The organism is Chryseomicrobium sp. FSL W7-1435, from assembly GCF_038595005.1.
In the GTDB taxonomy this organism is placed as follows: Bacteria; Bacillota; Bacilli; order Bacillales_A; family Planococcaceae; genus Chryseomicrobium.
This window is the reverse complement of record NZ_CP151997.1, coordinates 698241-715746: the sequence shown is the minus strand read 5'-3', so window position 1 is coordinate 715746 and position 17506 is coordinate 698241. Positions and strand designations below refer to the sequence as shown.

The 17506-nt window shown below is 44.4% G+C and carries 18 protein-coding genes; 6 read left to right on the top strand and 12 right to left on the bottom strand.

Annotation, left to right across the window (positions count from 1 at the left end):
• Window positions 1-2: 2 nt before the first annotated feature.
• Entirely contained in the window at window positions 3-977 is a 975-nt protein-coding gene (locus MKY84_RS03910) for a class I SAM-dependent methyltransferase (protein ID WP_342527881.1), read from the top strand.
• Window positions 978-1274: 297 nt separating this feature from the next.
• On the opposite strand, the gene MKY84_RS03905 is transcribed toward MKY84_RS03910, so the two are convergent.
• Window positions 1275-2177, bottom strand: a complete 903-nt coding sequence (locus MKY84_RS03905) for an acetamidase/formamidase family protein (RefSeq protein ID WP_342527879.1) — start codon at window positions 2175-2177, stop codon at window positions 1275-1277.
• Window positions 2178-2198: 21 nt separating this feature from the next.
• Complete coding sequence (locus MKY84_RS03900; protein WP_342527877.1) at window positions 2199-2762, bottom strand: hypothetical protein; 564 nt, start codon at window positions 2760-2762, stop codon at window positions 2199-2201.
• Window positions 2763-2852: 90 nt separating this feature from the next.
• Between MKY84_RS03900 and MKY84_RS03895 the strand changes: the two genes are divergently transcribed.
• The 3 genes from MKY84_RS03895 to MKY84_RS03885 are packed head-to-tail and all read left to right on the top strand — an operon-like array spanning window position 2853 to window position 5405.
• The gene (locus MKY84_RS03895) at window positions 2853-3821 is read left to right on the top strand and encodes an ABC transporter ATP-binding protein (protein ID WP_342527875.1); all 969 of its coding nucleotides are present in this window, start codon (window positions 2853-2855) and stop codon (window positions 3819-3821) included.
• Window positions 3818-4465 (top strand): ABC transporter permease, encoded by a 648-nt coding sequence (locus MKY84_RS03890; protein WP_342527874.1) that lies wholly within the window; start codon window positions 3818-3820, stop codon window positions 4463-4465. The genes MKY84_RS03895 and MKY84_RS03890 overlap by 4 nt, the downstream gene beginning before the upstream one ends.
• Before the next feature lie 16 nt (window positions 4466-4481).
• The gene (locus MKY84_RS03885) at window positions 4482-5405 is read left to right on the top strand and encodes a glycine betaine ABC transporter substrate-binding protein (protein ID WP_342527873.1); all 924 of its coding nucleotides are present in this window, start codon (window positions 4482-4484) and stop codon (window positions 5403-5405) included.
• Window positions 5406-5603: 198 nt separating this feature from the next.
• On the opposite strand, the gene MKY84_RS03880 is transcribed toward MKY84_RS03885, so the two are convergent.
• The 5 genes from MKY84_RS03880 to MKY84_RS03860 all read right to left on the bottom strand — a co-directional run bounded on the left by MKY84_RS03880 (window position 5604) and on the right by MKY84_RS03860 (window position 10774).
• Complete coding sequence (locus MKY84_RS03880; protein ID WP_342527872.1) at window positions 5604-6851, bottom strand: NupC/NupG family nucleoside CNT transporter; 1248 nt, start codon at window positions 6849-6851, stop codon at window positions 5604-5606.
• 181 nt (window positions 6852-7032) lie between these two features.
• Window positions 7033-8043 (bottom strand): iron ABC transporter permease, encoded by a 1011-nt coding sequence (locus MKY84_RS03875; protein ID WP_342527871.1) that lies wholly within the window; start codon window positions 8041-8043, stop codon window positions 7033-7035.
• Entirely contained in the window at window positions 8040-9050 is a 1011-nt protein-coding gene (locus tag MKY84_RS03870; RefSeq protein WP_342527870.1) for an iron ABC transporter permease, read from the bottom strand. Before MKY84_RS03870 ends, MKY84_RS03875 begins: the two co-directional genes overlap by 4 nt.
• Window position 9051: 1 nt before the next feature.
• Complete coding sequence (locus MKY84_RS03865; protein WP_342527868.1) at window positions 9052-9978, bottom strand: iron-hydroxamate ABC transporter substrate-binding protein; 927 nt, start codon at window positions 9976-9978, stop codon at window positions 9052-9054.
• 1 nt (window position 9979) lies between these two features.
• Window positions 9980-10774 carry an ABC transporter ATP-binding protein gene (locus MKY84_RS03860; protein WP_342527867.1) on the bottom strand — a complete coding sequence of 265 codons (795 nt, stop codon included), beginning with the start codon at window positions 10772-10774 and terminating at the stop codon, window positions 9980-9982.
• Window positions 10775-10888: 114 nt separating this feature from the next.
• Here MKY84_RS03860 and MKY84_RS03855 point away from each other — a divergent pair, with 114 nt between their 5' ends.
• Together MKY84_RS03855 and MKY84_RS03850 are read left to right on the top strand one after the other, a co-directional pair.
• Window positions 10889-11935 (top strand): NAD(P)/FAD-dependent oxidoreductase, encoded by a 1047-nt coding sequence (locus MKY84_RS03855; RefSeq protein WP_342527866.1) that lies wholly within the window; start codon window positions 10889-10891, stop codon window positions 11933-11935.
• 33 nt (window positions 11936-11968) lie between these two features.
• On the top strand, window positions 11969-12913 hold the full coding sequence (locus MKY84_RS03850; RefSeq protein ID WP_342527865.1) for a hypothetical protein: 945 nt from the start codon (window positions 11969-11971) through the stop codon (window positions 12911-12913).
• 24 nt (window positions 12914-12937) lie between these two features.
• On the opposite strand, the gene MKY84_RS03845 is transcribed toward MKY84_RS03850, so the two are convergent.
• From MKY84_RS03845 to MKY84_RS03825, 5 genes are all read right to left on the bottom strand, one after another.
• Entirely contained in the window at window positions 12938-13384 is a 447-nt protein-coding gene (locus MKY84_RS03845; protein WP_342527864.1) for a DUF4385 domain-containing protein, read from the bottom strand.
• Window positions 13385-13689: 305 nt separating this feature from the next.
• Complete coding sequence (locus MKY84_RS03840; protein ID WP_342527863.1) at window positions 13690-13869, bottom strand: hypothetical protein; 180 nt, start codon at window positions 13867-13869, stop codon at window positions 13690-13692.
• 62 nt (window positions 13870-13931) lie between these two features.
• Window positions 13932-15353 (bottom strand): NAD-dependent succinate-semialdehyde dehydrogenase, encoded by a 1422-nt coding sequence (locus tag MKY84_RS03835; RefSeq protein ID WP_342527862.1) that lies wholly within the window; start codon window positions 15351-15353, stop codon window positions 13932-13934.
• 15 nt (window positions 15354-15368) lie between these two features.
• The gene (locus tag MKY84_RS03830) at window positions 15369-16550 is read right to left on the bottom strand and encodes an iron-containing alcohol dehydrogenase (protein ID WP_342527861.1); all 1182 of its coding nucleotides are present in this window, start codon (window positions 16548-16550) and stop codon (window positions 15369-15371) included.
• A gap of 11 nt (window positions 16551-16561) precedes the next feature.
• Window positions 16562-17410: an N-acyl homoserine lactonase family protein gene (locus MKY84_RS03825; protein WP_342527860.1), complete on the bottom strand. Its 849-nt coding sequence runs from the start codon at window positions 17408-17410 to the stop codon at window positions 16562-16564.
• Window positions 17411-17506 lie beyond the last annotated feature (96 nt).

Below are 17506 nucleotides of genomic sequence, written 5' to 3'. Positions count from 1 at the left end.
GTATGGTTAGACAATGGAAACGCGTTTGGGAAGCTCGAAAATGGATGAAACAAAACGAAGGTTTTTTACCTACATGGCACGCCTATATTGGTTACCGCATGAATTTCTTTGATGAATTGCAACATACTGGTACTGTTGGGGCCGGCGTAAAAGATCGTGAACTTCTAGAGAACTGGGTAGAAACCGGTTTAATCCTGGGACACCTTAAGAAAAAAGGCGAAAAAATTTATCCAAGCACACAAATGAAGCAGTATTTCTCAAAATCAAGCGATGTAGCCATTGGAGATTTACTTGTTGAATTAATGGAACTACATATTCCCTCGCTAATGGATTATGCACCTGTACTTAAAGGGGAAACGCCACGCAGAACATTTGATGGAGACGAACACGGGACAGCTGTCGCTACTACGTCTTCATTTATTGAACAAATCAGCTATCGCTCTGTTAAGAAAGTTGTATCTGAGATTAGCTGCGAAACGATCTTGGATATCGGATGCGGAAACGCAGGGTATATTCGTCGTCTAGCAGAAGAATTTCCACATAAAGAATTTGTTGGCATCGATTTAAACAAAGCTGTAGTCGAAGATGCTAAGCGCAATACGAAAGATTTAAGCAATGTTCGCATTGAACAACAAGATCTACGTGAATGGGATAACGAAGGCAAGACTTTTAGCTGCATCATGATGCACAACCTTCTTCATTATTTCTCTCCTGTAGAGCGTATGGAGCTTATGAAAGACATTGAAAGTCTTCTCGATAAAGACGGTGGTATTTCATTGATCACGCCACTTTATCTGTCAGAACATGGACAAGAGTTCTCGGCTGCCTTCAATAACTTCCTATCCGTCCACGACAATCTTCACCGTCTACCAACCGCTGAAGATGTAGAAGTATTGGCCGCTGCAATTGGTCGTAAAGTTATTAGCTTGAAACCAATCGTCAAAGAAGGCGGTTGGTACTCGATCGTCATTAAGTAAACACAATTGAAGTTGGCACAAACTTAAAATCAGCAAGCTCTCTAAGGTTAATTCCAGAGAACTTGCTGATTTTGTTTGTGCATGTTAAGTTCCGTTCCGGGGCTGCATTCCGTGGGCGCGCTGTGAGCCTCCTCGTCGCAGGCTCCTGCGGGGTCTCACATTCCGACTTTTGATCCCACTGGAGTCAGCCCCTACACTCCACTCAACTTCCTAACTAATTGTGGTCTATTGCTACATTTTGTCTCCAACATCATTATTTAAGCTTTCATTCTATTAACATTTCTTAAGACTTTGCATTTATGGCAACAAAGTCGTTTCTAGCTGATCTAAAATGGATTTTGGGAACACTGCCCGCACCGTCATCAACGGATCCACCATTTGACAGATTTCAACATTTCCAACTGCACTCATCAGCATCAGGGCATCTTCAAACTTTAGATTCGTGTAAGTCGCTATTCGATTCACCAATAAATCAGTGGCAATCTTTGCTGCTTCATCAAGCGTCTCTGCCGAAGCAATTTGTGTAAAGTAACGACCATTCTCAAGGATTGGTTGTTCTAATCTCATGCCTTTAATGACTTCCAGTTTCACCGTTACAGAGCCTGCTACCTCAACACCTGAGACAGATACCTCGCCGTCCCCCATTGCTGCATGTAAATCGCCTAGCGCGAACAAAGCTCCTGGCGTTTGAACCGGGAAATACAGCGTTGCCCCTTCAGCCACCATTTTATTATCCATATTGCCACCATGTGGCCCAGGCGTTCCACAATTCACTTCTCCAGCAGCTGGTGCTACACCAATAACGCCAATCATTTTTCGAACAGGTAGACTGAGTTGATTGAATAGTACCCTGCCGTGACGCACATGCATGACTTTTACTTTCATATCTTCTACTTGTTCACCAAGAGTCCCTAGACCCGGGCCTACCATCATGACGCCTAAAACGTCTGTCTCGATAGCCAGTATGGTCACCTTCAATGCGTCTCCAGGCTCTGCTCCCTCGACATAAATCGGACCAGTGGCTGGATTGATTTTATCCCAATCCAGGTCAGCTAGAGGCTGTTTTTCAGATTTAATTTGATCCGTGAAGCAGTCAAATGTTTCAATAGTAAGGCTTTCGCCGTCCTTAGCTCTATAAATGGGATCATGTTCTGGTGAAAACGAGTAAATTTTACCTTCTGTCTTTTGTAGGATTTTCATTTTACTGAATCGCCTCCATGATTAGTTTTCAAGTTCATCGTAAGTAAGAGGAATGCGTTGACCACGAATCATTGAATTTAATTTCCCTTGCGCTTGCGTGACTAGACGAGTTTCGTTGATTTCTGTCGATTGTCCATCTGTAAAGCGGAATGTGTACCAAGACGGGTCCTCTGCTTCTGGTGGACGCGTGTGATAAATCACTTCTTCTACATCTGTCCATTCATACGTCTGAAGCTCCGTTTGGAAAGGTGAACGATACACAATTTCCTCTTCCGTCACTTGAAAATACCCTAATGCGGCCCCGTAAAAACAATAGCCAGATGCAGCGAGTAACAAAACAGCGGTCACGACTGTCCATTTTTTCACGTTAGCCAACCAAAGTAAAAGAGGTGCCGCGACGAGTGCAGCTACTGCCACCCCATAGATTTGATAACTGGCCGGATAGACATATGTAAATAATCCATTTCGAACATAATAAGCGGTTTCGGTGACAATAATAGGTGTGATTAACCAGATTATTGGTGAAAATAATAATAAACAAATGGCAAGTGCCATGAACACATGACGCGGTCCGTAATTTCGCATTTAAAAATCTCCTCTACTATCGTTTAAAGTGAAGCTAAAACGGGTATAAAAGTACTATTTCCCTATTTAGATTTTGAAAGGAGCTAGCACATGATTGAGTTGAAGGACGTATCAAAAACTTTTCTTGATGGAACAAAAGCCCTCGATTCGATTTCCGTCACTATACCTGAAGGTAGTTTAACTGTAGTCATTGGTCCCAGTGGCTGTGGCAAAACTACGTTGATGAAATGTATCAACCAATTGGAAAAACCCTCATCAGGAACCATTTCTATACATAACAAGCCTATCTCTAGTATACCTGAGGTGGAACTTCGACGCGATATCGGATATGTCATTCAGCGTATCGGTTTATTTCCACACATGACCATTGAAAAAAATGCGAGCCTAGTACCGCAATTAAAAAAATGGCCGAAAGACAAAACTAATGCCCGCATTCGTGAGTTGATGTCTCTTGTTGGATTAGAGCCTGACACCTATCTAGAACGCTATCCACTTGAATTGTCAGGTGGTCAGCAACAACGAATCGGCTTTGTCCGTGCTCTAGCGGCAGATCCATCCATTCTTTTGATGGATGAACCGTTTAGTGCCTTGGATCCCATTAGTCGCGAACAGCTGCAAGACGAACTCATCTCGCTTCACAAAAAGATTCAAAAGACGATTGTTTTTGTCACGCACGATATGGATGAGGCGCTAAAAGTAGCTGACCATATTATTTTAATGAAAGATGGTAAGATTGAGCAAATGGGTACTCCCAATGAAATTATTCAAGCACCAGCTAATGAATTCGTCACACAGTTCATCGGTTTAGAACGCCTTCAGCGCAATCGCTCATGGCTCGACCTTCCATTGCATGCCTTAGACTTAACTTATCAAAAAGAGCTTGACCCTGCCATCAACTCATTCCGCATTAGCAATACGGCATCTGTTCGGGACGCTATCCTCCAATTTGAAAAGCACCAAGTCAGTCATTTAATGGTCGCTAACGGCAATGAACTCGTTGGCTTTATCGATCATTTCGCCCTTCTTCAAACCGCAACTAATCAGGAGGTGGGTGTATGACGGCAGTAATTGAATTTTGGGAAACCGTACAATCCCGTAGTGACCTTATTTGGGATTCATTTGTACAACATATGTATTTGTCGTTTGTGGCACTCTTCATTGGTCTCTTGATAGCCCTTCCACTAGGCATCATAGTGGCACGTTATCAACGTTTAGCAGAACCAATTATCGGTGTTACTGCAGTGTTTCAAACTATACCTAGCTTGGCGTTATTTGGATTTCTCGTTCCAGTGATTGGTATTGGCGCGAACACCGCTCTGATCGCCCTGATAATTTATGCTTTGTTACCTATCGTCCGGAATACATATACCGGCATTACCGGTATCGACTCCTCCATAATTGAGGCGGGTACAGGAATGGGTATGACAAAAGGTGATATTTTATGGCGCATCCAACTCCCTCTTGCTTTACCATTCATTATGGCTGGTATCCGTACAGCGACTGTCTTGACAGTTGGTATTGCCACTCTCGGAACATTCGTGGGAGCAGGTGGATTAGGTGATGTGATTTACCGGGGTCTGCAATCTTACAATAATTCATTGGTACTTGCAGGGGCTCTCCCTGTTGCATTTATAGCTTTATTTTTCGACTTCGCATTAAAATGGGTGGAAAAGCGTAGTACCCCAAAAGGCATGAAACGATAATTAGGAGGTAATGAATATGAACGCATCATGGAAAAAAGGATTTTTAGCAGTTACAGGATCGGCAGCATTAATTTTAGCGGGTTGTGGGAATGATTCTGCGGGTGGCGACGGGGACAATGAAATTATCGTCGGAGGGAAACCTTGGACAGAGCAATTCATTTTACCTCAGCTGATCGGACAATATTTAGAAGCTAATTCAGAGTATGATATTACGTACCAAGAAGGTCTTGGTGAAGTTGCTATTTTAACACCTGCTATTGATAACGGTGACATTGATATTTATGTGGAATACACAGGAACAGGTTTGAAAGATGTATTGGGTCTTGATTCTGAAGTTGGCGAAAGTGCAGAAGATGTGTTCAACCGAGTAAAAGAAGGCTATGAAGAAGAGTTTAACGTGACATGGCTTGAGCCACTTGGCTTTGAAAATACTTACACTCTTGCCTTTACAGAAGAGAGCGGTATTACTGCAGCTACGTACAGCGACCTTGCGGAACTTTCAAAATCTGAAGACCTAGTTTTCGGAGCGCCTCACTCTTTCTATGAGCGCCAAGGTGACGGTTATGATGATTTAGCTTCTACGTATGGTTTTGAATTTTCATCAACTGAAAGTTTAGATGCTAACATCATGTATGAAGCTTTGCGCAACGGTGATGTAGACGTTATTCCTGCCTTCACAACAGACGGCCGAATTGAACGCTTCAACCTTCAATCAACTGAGGATGATATGGGCTTCTTCCCGAAATACGATGCAGCTCCACTTGTTCGTATGGAAACGCTTGAGCAATTCCCTGACCTTGAAGAATTAATGAGTGGTCTTGCTGGAGCGATTTCAGAAGAAGAAATGATTGCTATGAACGCTCGTGTAGACATTGATGGCGATCGTGCTGAAGATGTGGCTCGTGACTTCTTGATTGAAAAAGGACTTATTGAAGAGTAAGAAACGATATAGAAAAGGCAGTAGGGATGCGTCCCTACTGCTTTTTTATGTTGTGTGAAGTTTCGACTCCGAATGGAATCGAGTTGCAGGCGTTAAAAATACGTTCGAAAATCAGCCGCACCCTATGAGGCATAGAGCGCCTCATAGGGCACGTTAGATTCCCGAAGCATTTCTGGACGAGCGCCTTCCGCATCTAATTTAGAAGAACATCCCCGCAATTGACGCACTCAATAATGAAGCGAGTGTACCCGCTGCAACAGCACGAATACCTAAACGAGCAATGTCTGGTCGACGGCTAGGTGCAAGAGCTCCTAGACCACCTAGCAAGATTGCCATCGAGCTTAAGTTAGCAAATCCACAAAGTGCAAAGCTGACAACAAGAACTGTTTTAGGAGACAAGCTTGCAATATCCGGTGCAAACGCTGAGTAAGCAACGAATTCGTTTAATACAAGTTTTTGACCGATGTATGAACCTGCTTGTACAGCCTCAGCCCATGGAACACCGATAACAAATGCTAGTGGCGCAAAGATCCACCCTAGGATTCTTTCTAATGTCAAAATCGGAAGTTCAACACCCAGATTCACATAATTGAAAACCCAGTTGATACCACCAATTGTGCCACCTAGAAGGCCATTGATTAATGCGATCAATGCGATAAAAGCAATTAACATAGCTCCTACGTTTAAAGCAAGACGTAAACCATCACTTGCTCCGTTCGCAGCCGCATCAATGACGTTGACCGAGTTTGTATCTTTCTCCATTTCGAAGTTAGTATCATCTACTTCCTCTGTTTCAGGAATCATCATTTTCGCCATGATCAAACCTGCTGGTGCTGCCATGAAGCTCGCCGCTAAAAGATACTCAAGCGGTACTCCTAACAAGGCGTATCCGACTAGTACAGAACCTGCAACTGAAGCAAGACCACCTGTCATAACTGCAAATAACTCAGACCGTGTCATCTTCGCTAAAAACGGACGTACAACAAGCGGCGCTTCCGTTTGTCCAACGAAAATATTAGCAGCAGCTGAAACCGACTCTGCTTTACTCGTACCGAGCAACCACGACAACGCCCCACCAATAAACTTGATGATCAGCTGCATAATACCTAAGTAATACAATACTGAGATTAAAGAAGAGAAGAAAATAATAATCACAAGCACTTGGAAAGCAAAGACGAAACCGACACCGTCTACTGGATCTCCAAGAGGGCCAAACACGAAGGCAATTCCTTCGTTTGCGTAGCTAATCATATTTTGAACAGCATTAGTTAACCCTAACAACGCTCGGCGACCAAATTCCCATTCTAATACGATAAATGCAAAAAGAATTTGAATCGCTAATCCACCTAAAATGGTACGTGGCTTAATCGACGTCTTTGCCGAAGAGAGTAAAAATGCAATTCCAAGGACGACAACAATACCTGCAAGACCCCAGAGAATATTCAACATGTGCACCTTCTTTTCTTTTAGTGTGTAAGATCACGAAAACGCTTACTTACATGGTTCACCCCTTGAAGATGTCTGACGACAGACAACTATCGGCATCTTATCAAATATTTCACCAAAAGTAAATGAAAAGTACCCTCAATTGCCGAATTCTATCTATTGTCTTATTCTCACATGTTCCCTACCTTTTTGCCATTAATAAGTATAAAAAGTACGGCGCCCCAATCAGCGCAACGATTACACCTGCAGGAACGTTGCCACTTTCAAGCACAGTTCGACCGATAGTATCCGCAACTAACAAGAACAACCCACCGATCAATAGGCTAATTGGCAGGAACAGCTGATGCCGCGGACCTACAAGTTGACGCGCCATATGTGGCGCCATCAGTCCTACAAATGAGATACCACCTGTCACCGACACTGCTGATGCTGCAAGTGCAACAGCTATGACACTCAGCGTCATTCGCTCTCGCTCGATTGGCAATCCTAACCCAATCGCTACAGGTTCGCCCAATCCCATGATATTTAACCGATTAGCTTTCAGCAAAGCAATTGGAACGAGGACAACAAGCCATGGCAACAACGCAAAAATAAATGGCCAATCTGTTCCCCAGATGTCCCCAGCCAACCAGCGGGCAATGAAATCGACCTTCTCTCTATCAGCAGAAGAAATGAGTAATACCATTAATCCTGATAACGCCATCGAAAAACCAACACCCACCAATACCAGGCGTATAGGTTGTACACCTAGTATGCGATCATAAGAGAAAAAGTAAATGGCGGCGGCTGTAAGAAATGCACCTAAAAATGCAATGACCGGCAGTGCATAAACAAATACACCAGTTTCAAGCGGGAAAAACAAGAAATAAATCGCGACTGCCACCCCTGCACCTGAATTAATCCCGATGATTCCTGGATCTGCCAGATCATTTCGAGTAATACCTTGTAATAGTGCTCCTGATAAGGCTAAGGCCATCCCAGCTAACAGTGTCACTAAAATTCGAGGTAAGCGGATATCGAAAAACACAAACTGCTCTTTAAACGTCCCATTCCCTGTGATTACGGCTCCTATTCGGTCATAAGAAACTGCTGCGTCTCCAAGACCCAGACTTACAAGTATAGTCGTTAAAATCGCTAGAGAAAATCCGCCTAGGTAAAGCTTCTGACGTTTACGTGCTTTGGAATTCATCATCGGAATGCACCTCCGCCTTTACGAACTAAGAACAGGAAGAACGGCAACCCTAAAATAGCGACTACTGACGCTACTGGCGTTTCATAGGGTGCATTGATGGTTCGGGCCACAGTATCTGCAAACAACATGAAAATGGCACCTACGACAAGTGACATCGGCAACACAAATCGATAATCCGTCCCTACAAATGGTCTTACGAGGTGAGGGACCATCAAACCAAAGAAAGCTAAATTGCCTACGAGTGCGACTGCTGCTCCTGTTAACATCACAACAAGAACAAACATGATGATTTTCACGTGAAATGTTTTTTGACCAAGACCTACCGCTACTTCTTCACTCAAACTAAGAATGGTTAAATGACGCGCGTATAGTATGGCCACGATTCCCCCTACAACCACAAAAGGCACCATGATCCCAACTTGGGTCCAAGTTGTCCCAATCATCCCACCTGCTGTCCACATCGACACTTGCTGGGACAGTTTAAAGTAAATACCTACACCTTCTGCAATCGCATAAAGGAACGCTGAAATCGCCGCTCCTGCAAGCACGATACGAATTGTTGAAAACCCTTCTGGGTGCAGCGAACTTACGCCAAAGACAAGACCAGCCCCTATAGCTGCTCCAATGAAACACGCTACCATAACGCCAAGATACGGGAGTGATGGGAATACTGCTAGACCCACCGCTAGGGCTGCATTGGCACCAGCCGTTAACCCTAAGAGGCCCGGGTCAGCAAGTGGATTCCGTGTCATCCCTTGAATAATGGCACCAGAAACACCAAGAGCCGCGCCAACGAGGGCTGCGGCTACTTCGCGTGGTATTCGTATTTCTTGAAGAACAACCGCGGCACTCGTTAATTCACCGATGCCGAACGCTGCTAAAACGTCTTTGAAGGAAGTGTTCGCTGCCCCTACCACAATCGCCAGCACAAAAACTGCTGCCAATACAAGTAAGCTAGTAATCATCTTATAACGAAACGGGTAGTTTTGTAGCTTCCACTTCCACATATTATTCTCCTAAAAATCCGTCTTCAAATGTAGCAAGTTGGAAATCTAATGTGATCGGGTCATTGAAATAGAATGCTTTCGAATCAACTTCGATGACACGTCCTTCTTTCACAGCTGGAATATTTTTAAATGTTTCTGTCTCTGCAAACGAATTATCTGCCTCTGCACTGCGACTCCAGACGATATAGTCTGCCGCGTACTCCGGAAGAACCTCAGAAGATAAGGCATAGTAGCCATCGCTAAGCGCCATTTCTTTTACTTTATCCGTCATCCCTAGGCCCATTGCTTGATACAGAATTTCCGTACCACGACCCCAGTTGTCGCCAAATACATATAATTGCTTGTCGAAACTTTCAATTACAGATACTGTAGTATCTTCGCCAATTTCAGTCTTGATTTGCTCACCAATTTCTTTTGCACGAGCATTAAAATCATCTACCCATGTTTGTGCTTCTTGTTCTTTGTTTAACAATTTTCCAATCTCGATATGCTGCGTCAAATAATCCACTTGTCCGTATGTATACGTTACAACTGGTGCGATTTCGCTGAGTTTATCCGCATTTTTCATGTCAGAAAGTCCAATGATCAAGTCTGGATCAAGTTCAATAATTTTCTCCAAATCTTCATCTGTCACAACTTCAACGTCCGCCAGTTGCTCTTGGAAGTTTGGATTATCTTTAGCCCATGAGTCCACACCAACTAGTGGGACATCAAGCGCCATTATGTTTCCTGCAAATGAAGCAAGTGAGATGACGCGTTGTGGATTTGCAGGCACTTCTATTGGGCCGTTCTCTGATTCGTAAGTAATCGTTCCAGATTCTTCTGTAGCCTCTTCTGCCCCTGATTCTGTCTCTGTAGCTGAATTGCCGCAAGCTGCTAGTACGAGAACAGTTGCTAATACAAGTAAAAATGCATAGATTCTTTTCATGTTAGTTGTCTCCTCTGATTAAGTTATAGGTGATACAAATTGGTTTTTGTGTGCGTGGATCTGTACCGATTTCGGCGTCGATATTAAACAGTTCCCGTAACACGTCTTTGCGAATGACCTCTTCAGCAGAACCAGCTGTCTTAATCTGGCCAAATTTCATACCGATGATGTAATCTGCAAAGCGCGCCGCATGATTGAGGTCATGAAGGACCATGACAATCGTGCGTTTTTCTTCTTGGTTCAGCTTTTGAAGCAGTTCAAGAATTTCTAATTGATGGGCCATATCGAGATACGTCGTTGGCTCATCAAGGAAAATCATATCTGTCTCTTGCGCTAGCGCCATAGCAATCCAGACGCGTTGACGTTGCCCTCCTGATAGAGAATCGACTGGGTGCGTTTCAAAGAATTTTGTCCCTGTGACGTTAAGCGCCCAATCAATCACTTCAAAATCACGTTTGGTAAGTTTTCCGAAACGCGATTGATGGGGGAATCGTCCATAGGAGACGAGTTCCTTAACAGTCAAAGCACCCGCACTATCAGGAGTCTGTGGCAAGACGGCAATCTTACGTGCAAGAGATTTCGTATCTTCTTTAGCGATCAATTCTCCGTCTAATACTACCGCTCCCTGCTGATGGGGGATGATTCGTGTCATAGCTTTCAGCACGGTTGATTTTCCACAGCCGTTTGAGCCGATAATTACGGTAACTTTTTCATCTGGTATTTCGACAGAGAGCTTCTCAACTATCGTTCGGTCGCCGTATTTGATTTGAAGGTCTTGTGTATGCAATCGAACCACTGGTCACACTCCCGTTGATAAGGATTCTCAATTTCATTTACAAACTTACTTTAATACGCTACAATCGAGATGTCAACTGATAAATGATAACTTTTCTCAAATAGAATGGGGCGAATGAGGATGAGAGAGCTATTCGATATAACCATAATTGGAGCAGGACCAGCCGGCTTGTACTCCACTTTTTATAGCGGTCTGCGCGGAATGAAAACAAAACTTTTGGACGCTCAGGAAGTTCTTGGCGGAAAATTAAATGTCTATATGGAAAAGATGGTGTGGGATGTCGGTGGACAGCCTCCCCTCCCTGCTGCAAAACTGATCGAGCAACTAATCACACAAGCAAAGACGTTTGATCCGACCATTTGTCTCGGTACTAAGGTGACGCATTTGGAGCGCTTGGAAGATGAGACCTTTGTTTTACATACCGATTCTGGTGAGAAGCATTACTCCAAGACAGTGATTCTGGCTCTTGGAAGTGGGATTTTAAAACCTCAGAAGTTAGCAATTGAAGGAGCCGACCGTTTTGAAGTTTCTAACCTTCATTATGTAGTGAAATCTCTTGGTCAGTTTAAAGACCGTCATGTCGTGATTTCAGGTGGCGGAAACGCAGCAATCGATTGGGCCAATGAGCTGGCTCCTCTAGCAGCTTCTGTGACAGTTGTTTACCGCAAAGAAGCCTTCACCGGTGCTCATGAGGCGCAAATTGATCAATTAATGAGCTGTGGTGCTAGGTGCTTATTCAATACGACAATCTGTAAGTTGGTTGCGGATGGTGAAGACCATGCGATTGATGGCGTGGAAGTGAAAGATGAAATGACTGGTGAAATTTCCTTGCTACCGGTCGATGAAGTGATCATCAACCATGGCTATGAAATCGATGCGGAACTTCTAAAGCACAGCTCATTCGATTTTGAACTGGATGAGTATTCACGAGTGATTGGTTCGGATTCAAGTGAGACTTCGGTTCCAGGAATCTTTGCGGCAGGCGATATCTTGATCCATAGCAGTAAAGTGAATCTGATTGCTGGCTGCTTCCATGATGCTGCGAATGCGGTGAACCGGGCCAAACTTTACATTGAACCAACTGCTGAGAAAGTGGCGATGGTTTCTTCGCATAATGATGTTTTCAAAGAGCGTAACAAAGAGCTCCAGTATTCTAGTTGAGAAAAGTTAGATGTGGAAGGCGTTCGCCCAGAAATGCTTCGGGAATCAAGCGTGCGCATAGAGGCGCTCTTGCCTCTGTGTGTGCGATTGATTTTCGAATGTATTTCTAACGCCTGGAACTCGATTGCGTTAGATGTGGAAGGCGTTCGCCCAGAAATGCTTCGGGAATCAAGCGTGCGCATAGAGGCGCTCTTGCCTCTGTGTGTGCGATTGATTTTCGAATGTATTTCTAACGCCTGGAACTCGATTGCGTTAGATGTGGAAGGCGTTCGCCCAGAAATGCTTCGGGAATCAAGCGTGCGCATAGAGGCGCTCTTGCCTCTGTGTGTGCGATTGATTTTCGAATGTATTTCTAACGCCTGGAACTCGATTGCGTTAGATGTGGAAGGCGTTCGCCCAGAAATGCTTCGGGAATCAAGCGTGCGCATAGAGGCGCTCTTGCCTCTGTGTGTGCGATTGATTTTCGAATGTATTTCTAACGCCTGCAACTCGATTGCGTTAGATGTGGAAGGCGTTCGCCCAGAAATGCTTCGGGAATCAAGCGTGCGCATAGAGGCGCTCTTGCCTCTGTGTGTGCGATTGATTTTCGAATGTATTTCTAACGCCTGGAACTCGATTGCGTTAGATGTGGAAGGCGTTCGCCCAGAAATGCTTTGGGAATCAAGCGTGCGCATAGAGGCGCTCTTGCCTCTGTGTGTGCGATTGATTTTCGAATGTATTTCTAATGCCTGCAACTCGATTGCGTTAGATGTGGAAGGCGTTCGCCCAGAAATGCTTCGGGAATCAAGCGTGCGCATAGAGGCGCTCTTGCCTCTGTGTGTGCGATTGATTTTCGAATGTATTTCTAACGCCTGCAACTTGATTGCGTTAGATGTGAAATCAAGTTCCGAACGCCAGAAACACACTGCGGAATCCGTCGCACCCGCAAAGGCTGAAAAGAGCCTTCACGGTCACGCCGGATTTCCTCGGAGTTTCTAGAGCGACGTTCTGCACATCTAAAATTCAACCAAATTCCTTCTGATGCTTCTTCTTCCTCTTCAGATAATCTTCATCTTCCCGCAATTTGTTCCAGTACTCTTTAAAAATCGCTGCTGATTCAGCTTTCTCGTCATTGATTTGTCGTTCTTTGATGGATCCATCCTCGTTATATTTCCGTCCACCTTTGTAATTCGCATAGCGCCTCGCTCGTGTGTGGCCCATCTGGATAAACTTGCGGGCCATGTCCATACCAACAAAGTCATCCTTCTTTCTATAGTCTTCAAATAGTTTCATGATTTCTTCGGCTGACTTTTTGGCGATGTCTGGCGTTTTGAACCGCCAGTGGGGCAAGATCTCGGACTTATAGGGTTCTACAAGTAGGACGCCTTGCTCTCCTCGACCCACTCTGTACAATTCAGGTTGTTTGCGGAAATCGATTTCTTCAAAATCTAAGTCATAATCAAATGGCATCGTAATTCGCTCCTTTTCTATCGTCTTTGATAAGGTTTACCCTAAAAAAAGAAGTGTGAAAACTAGCCTGAACCCTTTTGAGTGTTTAAGCCCTTTCTAGCAAGTACTTGAGTATCAAAAGTAGTTGCTAAATAATACTTTAGTCTGGTGATTATCACATTGAGTGCGCCGATTATGACGTTAGTGGCTTCCATTCTGACGTTAAAACTCGCCACTCTTACATTGCTGATGTTATGAAAACTAATCACCATGATAATTCCCCACAAAAATACCACAACCTATAAAGAGGTTGTGGTCCGTGGCAATTAGCTGCCCATTTTACGACGAGTCGTACTTACTTTTTTACCAGCTTGTTGAGATTGCATTTTTTTTCCGCTAGCATCTCCCGCATGGTTTGATTGGCCTTGTTGTTGCTTGTTTTTCTTTGCTTCTAGCTGTGCTGCGACAGCCTCTTTCAAAGACATTTTTTTCGGTTGCTCTGACATTCTGTCATCCCCTTCCGTTCATGTAGTCTGAACGTATCACGGGCGCAGGTGCTGTGTCAAAGTTATTCCGCCAGATCTAGTGAAATATATTTAATTTCCAGGAACTCGTCCATACCATAGTGACCACCTTCGCGGCCGATACCACTTTGTTTAAACCCACCAAATGGAGCTTGAGGAGAAGATGGACTTCCGTCATTTAATCCAACGATTCCATACTCCAAGTTTTCAGCGATATAGATTCCTGTGTTGATTGAAGATGTGTACACATACGCAGCGAGTCCGAAATCTGTATCGTTCGCGCGCTCGATTGCCTCATCCACATCTTTAAACGTTGTGATTGGAAGAAGTGGACCAAATGTTTCTTCATTCATACAAAGCATATCGTCTGTCGCATTCATAAGAACTGTCGGCTCATAGAAAAGACCTTCTTTGTTCTCGCCGCCAGTCAATACTTTTGCTCCCTTGTCTTTTGCATCTTGAACATGTTTTTTCACTTTTTCAACAGCCTCTTCATTAATTAGAGGACCGACTTTTACGCCTTCTTCTAGTCCATTTCCGACCTTCAACTGCTTCGATTTCTCAGCAAGCGCTTCTGCGAATTTGTCGGCAATTTTCTCATGGACGTAGACGCGGTTGATACAGACACATGTCTGTCCAGCATTGCGATACTTCGCTGCCATCACGTGTTCGACTGCCTTATCAAAGTTTGCGTCATCCATAACGATTGATGGAGCATGGCCGCCTAATTCAAGTGACACTTTTTTAACTGTCTCGGCAGCACCTTTCATAAGCTCTTTACCAACCTCTGTTGAACCCGTGAACGTCAATTTACGCACGCGCATATCTTGCATCCACTCTTCCCCGATGGCTTTAGAATCACCAGTAACTACGTTGACGACACCGTCCGGAATGCCTGCTTCTTTTGCGAGTTGCACCATGCGGATTGCCGTAAGCGGCGTTAGGTTTGCAGGTTTGATGACAACTGTACAACCACTTGCAATGGCTGGACCCACTTTACGTGTGATCATCGCTGCTGGGAAGTTCCAAGGCGTGATAACGGCTACGACTCCGACCGGCTGCTTTTGCACGAAGATACGTTTATTAGCAGTCGTGGCAGGAATCGTTTCACCATAAACACGCTTCCCTTCTTCGGCATACCATTTAAAGAAGCCATTTGCATAAGTAATTTCACCCTTTGCTTCTGCAAGCGGCTTCCCTTGTTCTCGAGTCATAAGTTCACCGATTTCATCTGTATGTTCATCCATTAATCTGGCCCATTCTGCTAACTTTTCAGTACGTTCATAAGCAGATAGCTTCGACCATGTTTTGAAAGCTTCAAAAGCTGCATCTGTTGCTTGGCGAGCTTCCTTTTTACCGCCTTTAGGAACAGTACCAACGACTTCACCAGTTGCTGGATTAGTCACTTCTTGCTGTTCTAAGTCTTGACCTGTCTCTTGTCCATTTATAATTAGTGAATAGTTCATCGTTCCACTCCTTTTTTATGTTCGTTCTGTAAGTTTACCACTGTAGGCAGCCCGGTAAACGTTACGGATATCCTCCTCATGAAGTGGAAGTGGACTTCTGGCGAGAATTCGCTTCTGTTTTACGCCATCTTTCGTAAGGGATTCTATGGCAGACTCCGGAATATCAAACTCCTGCAAAGTGTGCGGAATTCCTACATCTTTTACAAGGCGAACGAGCTCATCCACACAGGCATAGGATGCTTCTTCGTCACTCATAAGTGCGGCATTGCCACCTAATGCTTCGAAAATATCCCGCATTCGACGCTCTGTGGATTTTCGGATGTAATTCATAACGTAGGGAAGCAAGACAGCATTTGATTCTCCATGTGGAATATGAAACTGTCCACCAAGCGGATAAGCTAATGCATGAACTCCGGCTACTCCTGCATTAAAGAATGCTAGACCCGCGATGTAACTGCCGTGGCTCATCGCCGTACGTGCCTCTTTGTTCTCCCCGTCATGTACTGCTGTACGAATCGCACGACTCATTAAACGAATAGCGTGAAGAGCTAGTGCATCTGACGTGGGAGAAGCATTGACAGATACATACGCTTCAATAGCGTGTGTTAGCGCATCGACACCAGTGGCTGCTGTGACACGCGGTGGAACTGTGACTGTCAGTGCTGGATCAACAATTGCAACGTCAGCAATCAAGGCTTCATGAGCAATCACGTCTTTGGAAGAATCAAGAGACAACACAGAAATGTTCGTGACCTCTGAACCGGTTCCAGCTGTTGTTGGAATCAAAATTTTAGGCAGGCCTTTCTCAGTAATTGAACGAGTCGCTGTCAAATTTAAGTAGTCGGCAACATTTCCCTCATTTTTCGCAAGAACAGCAGCAAGTTTTGCTAAATCAAGTGCACTGCCGCCTCCAAATCCAATGACTAAGTCAAAGTTGCCTTCCCGGGTGAACTTAACTAGTCGTTCGCCTAGCGCAAGTGGTGGCTCAGGCTCAACATCTGTCGAAACCTCTACTTCCCACCCTTTTTCTCGAAGTGGCTCTGTTGCGCGCGCTGTAAGACCGAGTTTCTCCAACATGGGATCTGTTATGACCAAGATTCGTTTAGGATCGAACTTCTCAACTTGTGGAACGAGTTCATCAAGTGCACCCCATCCTGTGAAGCTAAGTGGTGCAAATACTAATTGCGAATACTTCATCCAATCTCTCCTTACTCGTAATAACCCTCTGTGGATTTTCTAAAGTTGGCAAACTGGTTTGCATCGTGCCCAAACCAGACTTGTGAATTGGTCTCTTTCGCGAGCTTTCGAATCCGTTCTACCGTCGCGGTATAGCCGACAGAATCATAAAGGATTCCTGGTGGTTTAACAGGTGGACCAAAGCTCTCTGCGGTGTAAATGGCATCAGATGCTAAGATGATTCCTCCCGTTTCTGGCATATCAATACGTAGACCTAACATTCCCCAAGCATGACCACTTCCGAAGTTTAAGACCTCCACTCCCGGAAGTAACTGCAATCGATCTTCTGAGCGTTTAATGGTGTTCCACTGAAGATTGTTTTTGATCCAAGCATCGATATCACCCCATACATAAGCGCCTTCCTTTTGATTGCGGGCATAGGTTTGAAGTGTGCCGTTAAATTCATCTTCATGGACAATTATTTGCGCGTTTGTGAATAGTTCCAGACAGCCAGCATGGTCTAGATGTAAATGGGAAGCAACTACGTATTTAATATCTTTTGGATGCACACCAAGTTCTCCTAAACGATTGTGTAAATAGCAGGCCTCGGGCATATCAATTGGAAACATTTGTTGCGTCGCTTGGCCCCAGCGTCCTTCGGGTCCCATCGAGTTTGGGTTACAAGCGGTATCAAATAAAATTTTTCCTTCGGGGTGATCAATCAGTACGGTGTAGACAGGGAATTCAACAAATTCAGTCGGTGCAGTGGGATTCGTAATCGTTGCCGGGTTGTGCATCGCAATCATCCAGTTCTTGTCCATGCGCATCCGGCCGTTGTCCATTACATATAACTTTTTTTGCGGTTGAATAATATGTGCCATTCTGATTTCCTCCTTTTTATCTCGTGAAAGAAGCAACAAACGGATTCAATGGATAGTGCCCGATAGCCTCACCTCCTAAAATGGTTACGTATTCAT

What these genes read in the sequence shown, in the direction of transcription:
- MKY84_RS03910 (WP_342527881.1), top strand. Translation starts at nt 3, where the DNA reads ATGGTTAGACAATGGAAACGCGTTTGGGAAGCTCGAAAATGGATGAAA.
- MKY84_RS03905 (WP_342527879.1), bottom strand. Translation starts at nt 2,177, where the DNA reads ATGAAAATCCTACAAAAGACAGAAGGTAAAATTTACTCGTTTTCACCA.
- MKY84_RS03900 (WP_342527877.1), bottom strand. Translation starts at nt 2,762, where the DNA reads ATGCGAAATTACGGACCGCGTCATGTGTTCATGGCACTTGCCATTTGT.
- MKY84_RS03895 (WP_342527875.1), top strand. Translation starts at nt 2,853, where the DNA reads ATGATTGAGTTGAAGGACGTATCAAAAACTTTTCTTGATGGAACAAAA.
- MKY84_RS03890 (WP_342527874.1), top strand. Translation starts at nt 3,818, where the DNA reads ATGACGGCAGTAATTGAATTTTGGGAAACCGTACAATCCCGTAGTGAC.
- MKY84_RS03885 (WP_342527873.1), top strand. Translation starts at nt 4,482, where the DNA reads ATGAACGCATCATGGAAAAAAGGATTTTTAGCAGTTACAGGATCGGCA.
- MKY84_RS03875 (WP_342527871.1), bottom strand. Translation starts at nt 8,043, where the DNA reads ATGATGAATTCCAAAGCACGTAAACGTCAGAAGCTTTACCTAGGCGGA.
- MKY84_RS03870 (WP_342527870.1), bottom strand. Translation starts at nt 9,050, where the DNA reads ATGTGGAAGTGGAAGCTACAAAACTACCCGTTTCGTTATAAGATGATT.
- MKY84_RS03865 (WP_342527868.1), bottom strand. Translation starts at nt 9,978, where the DNA reads ATGAAAAGAATCTATGCATTTTTACTTGTATTAGCAACTGTTCTCGTA.
- MKY84_RS03855 (WP_342527866.1), top strand. Translation starts at nt 10,889, where the DNA reads ATGAGGATGAGAGAGCTATTCGATATAACCATAATTGGAGCAGGACCA.
- MKY84_RS03850 (WP_342527865.1), top strand. Translation starts at nt 11,969, where the DNA reads ATGCTTCGGGAATCAAGCGTGCGCATAGAGGCGCTCTTGCCTCTGTGT.
- MKY84_RS03845 (WP_342527864.1), bottom strand. Translation starts at nt 13,384, where the DNA reads ATGCCATTTGATTATGACTTAGATTTTGAAGAAATCGATTTCCGCAAA.
- MKY84_RS03840 (WP_342527863.1), bottom strand. Translation starts at nt 13,869, where the DNA reads ATGTCAGAGCAACCGAAAAAAATGTCTTTGAAAGAGGCTGTCGCAGCA.
- MKY84_RS03835 (WP_342527862.1), bottom strand. Translation starts at nt 15,353, where the DNA reads ATGAACTATTCACTAATTATAAATGGACAAGAGACAGGTCAAGACTTA.
- MKY84_RS03830 (WP_342527861.1), bottom strand. Translation starts at nt 16,550, where the DNA reads ATGAAGTATTCGCAATTAGTATTTGCACCACTTAGCTTCACAGGATGG.
- MKY84_RS03825 (WP_342527860.1), bottom strand. Translation starts at nt 17,410, where the DNA reads ATGGCACATATTATTCAACCGCAAAAAAAGTTATATGTAATGGACAAC.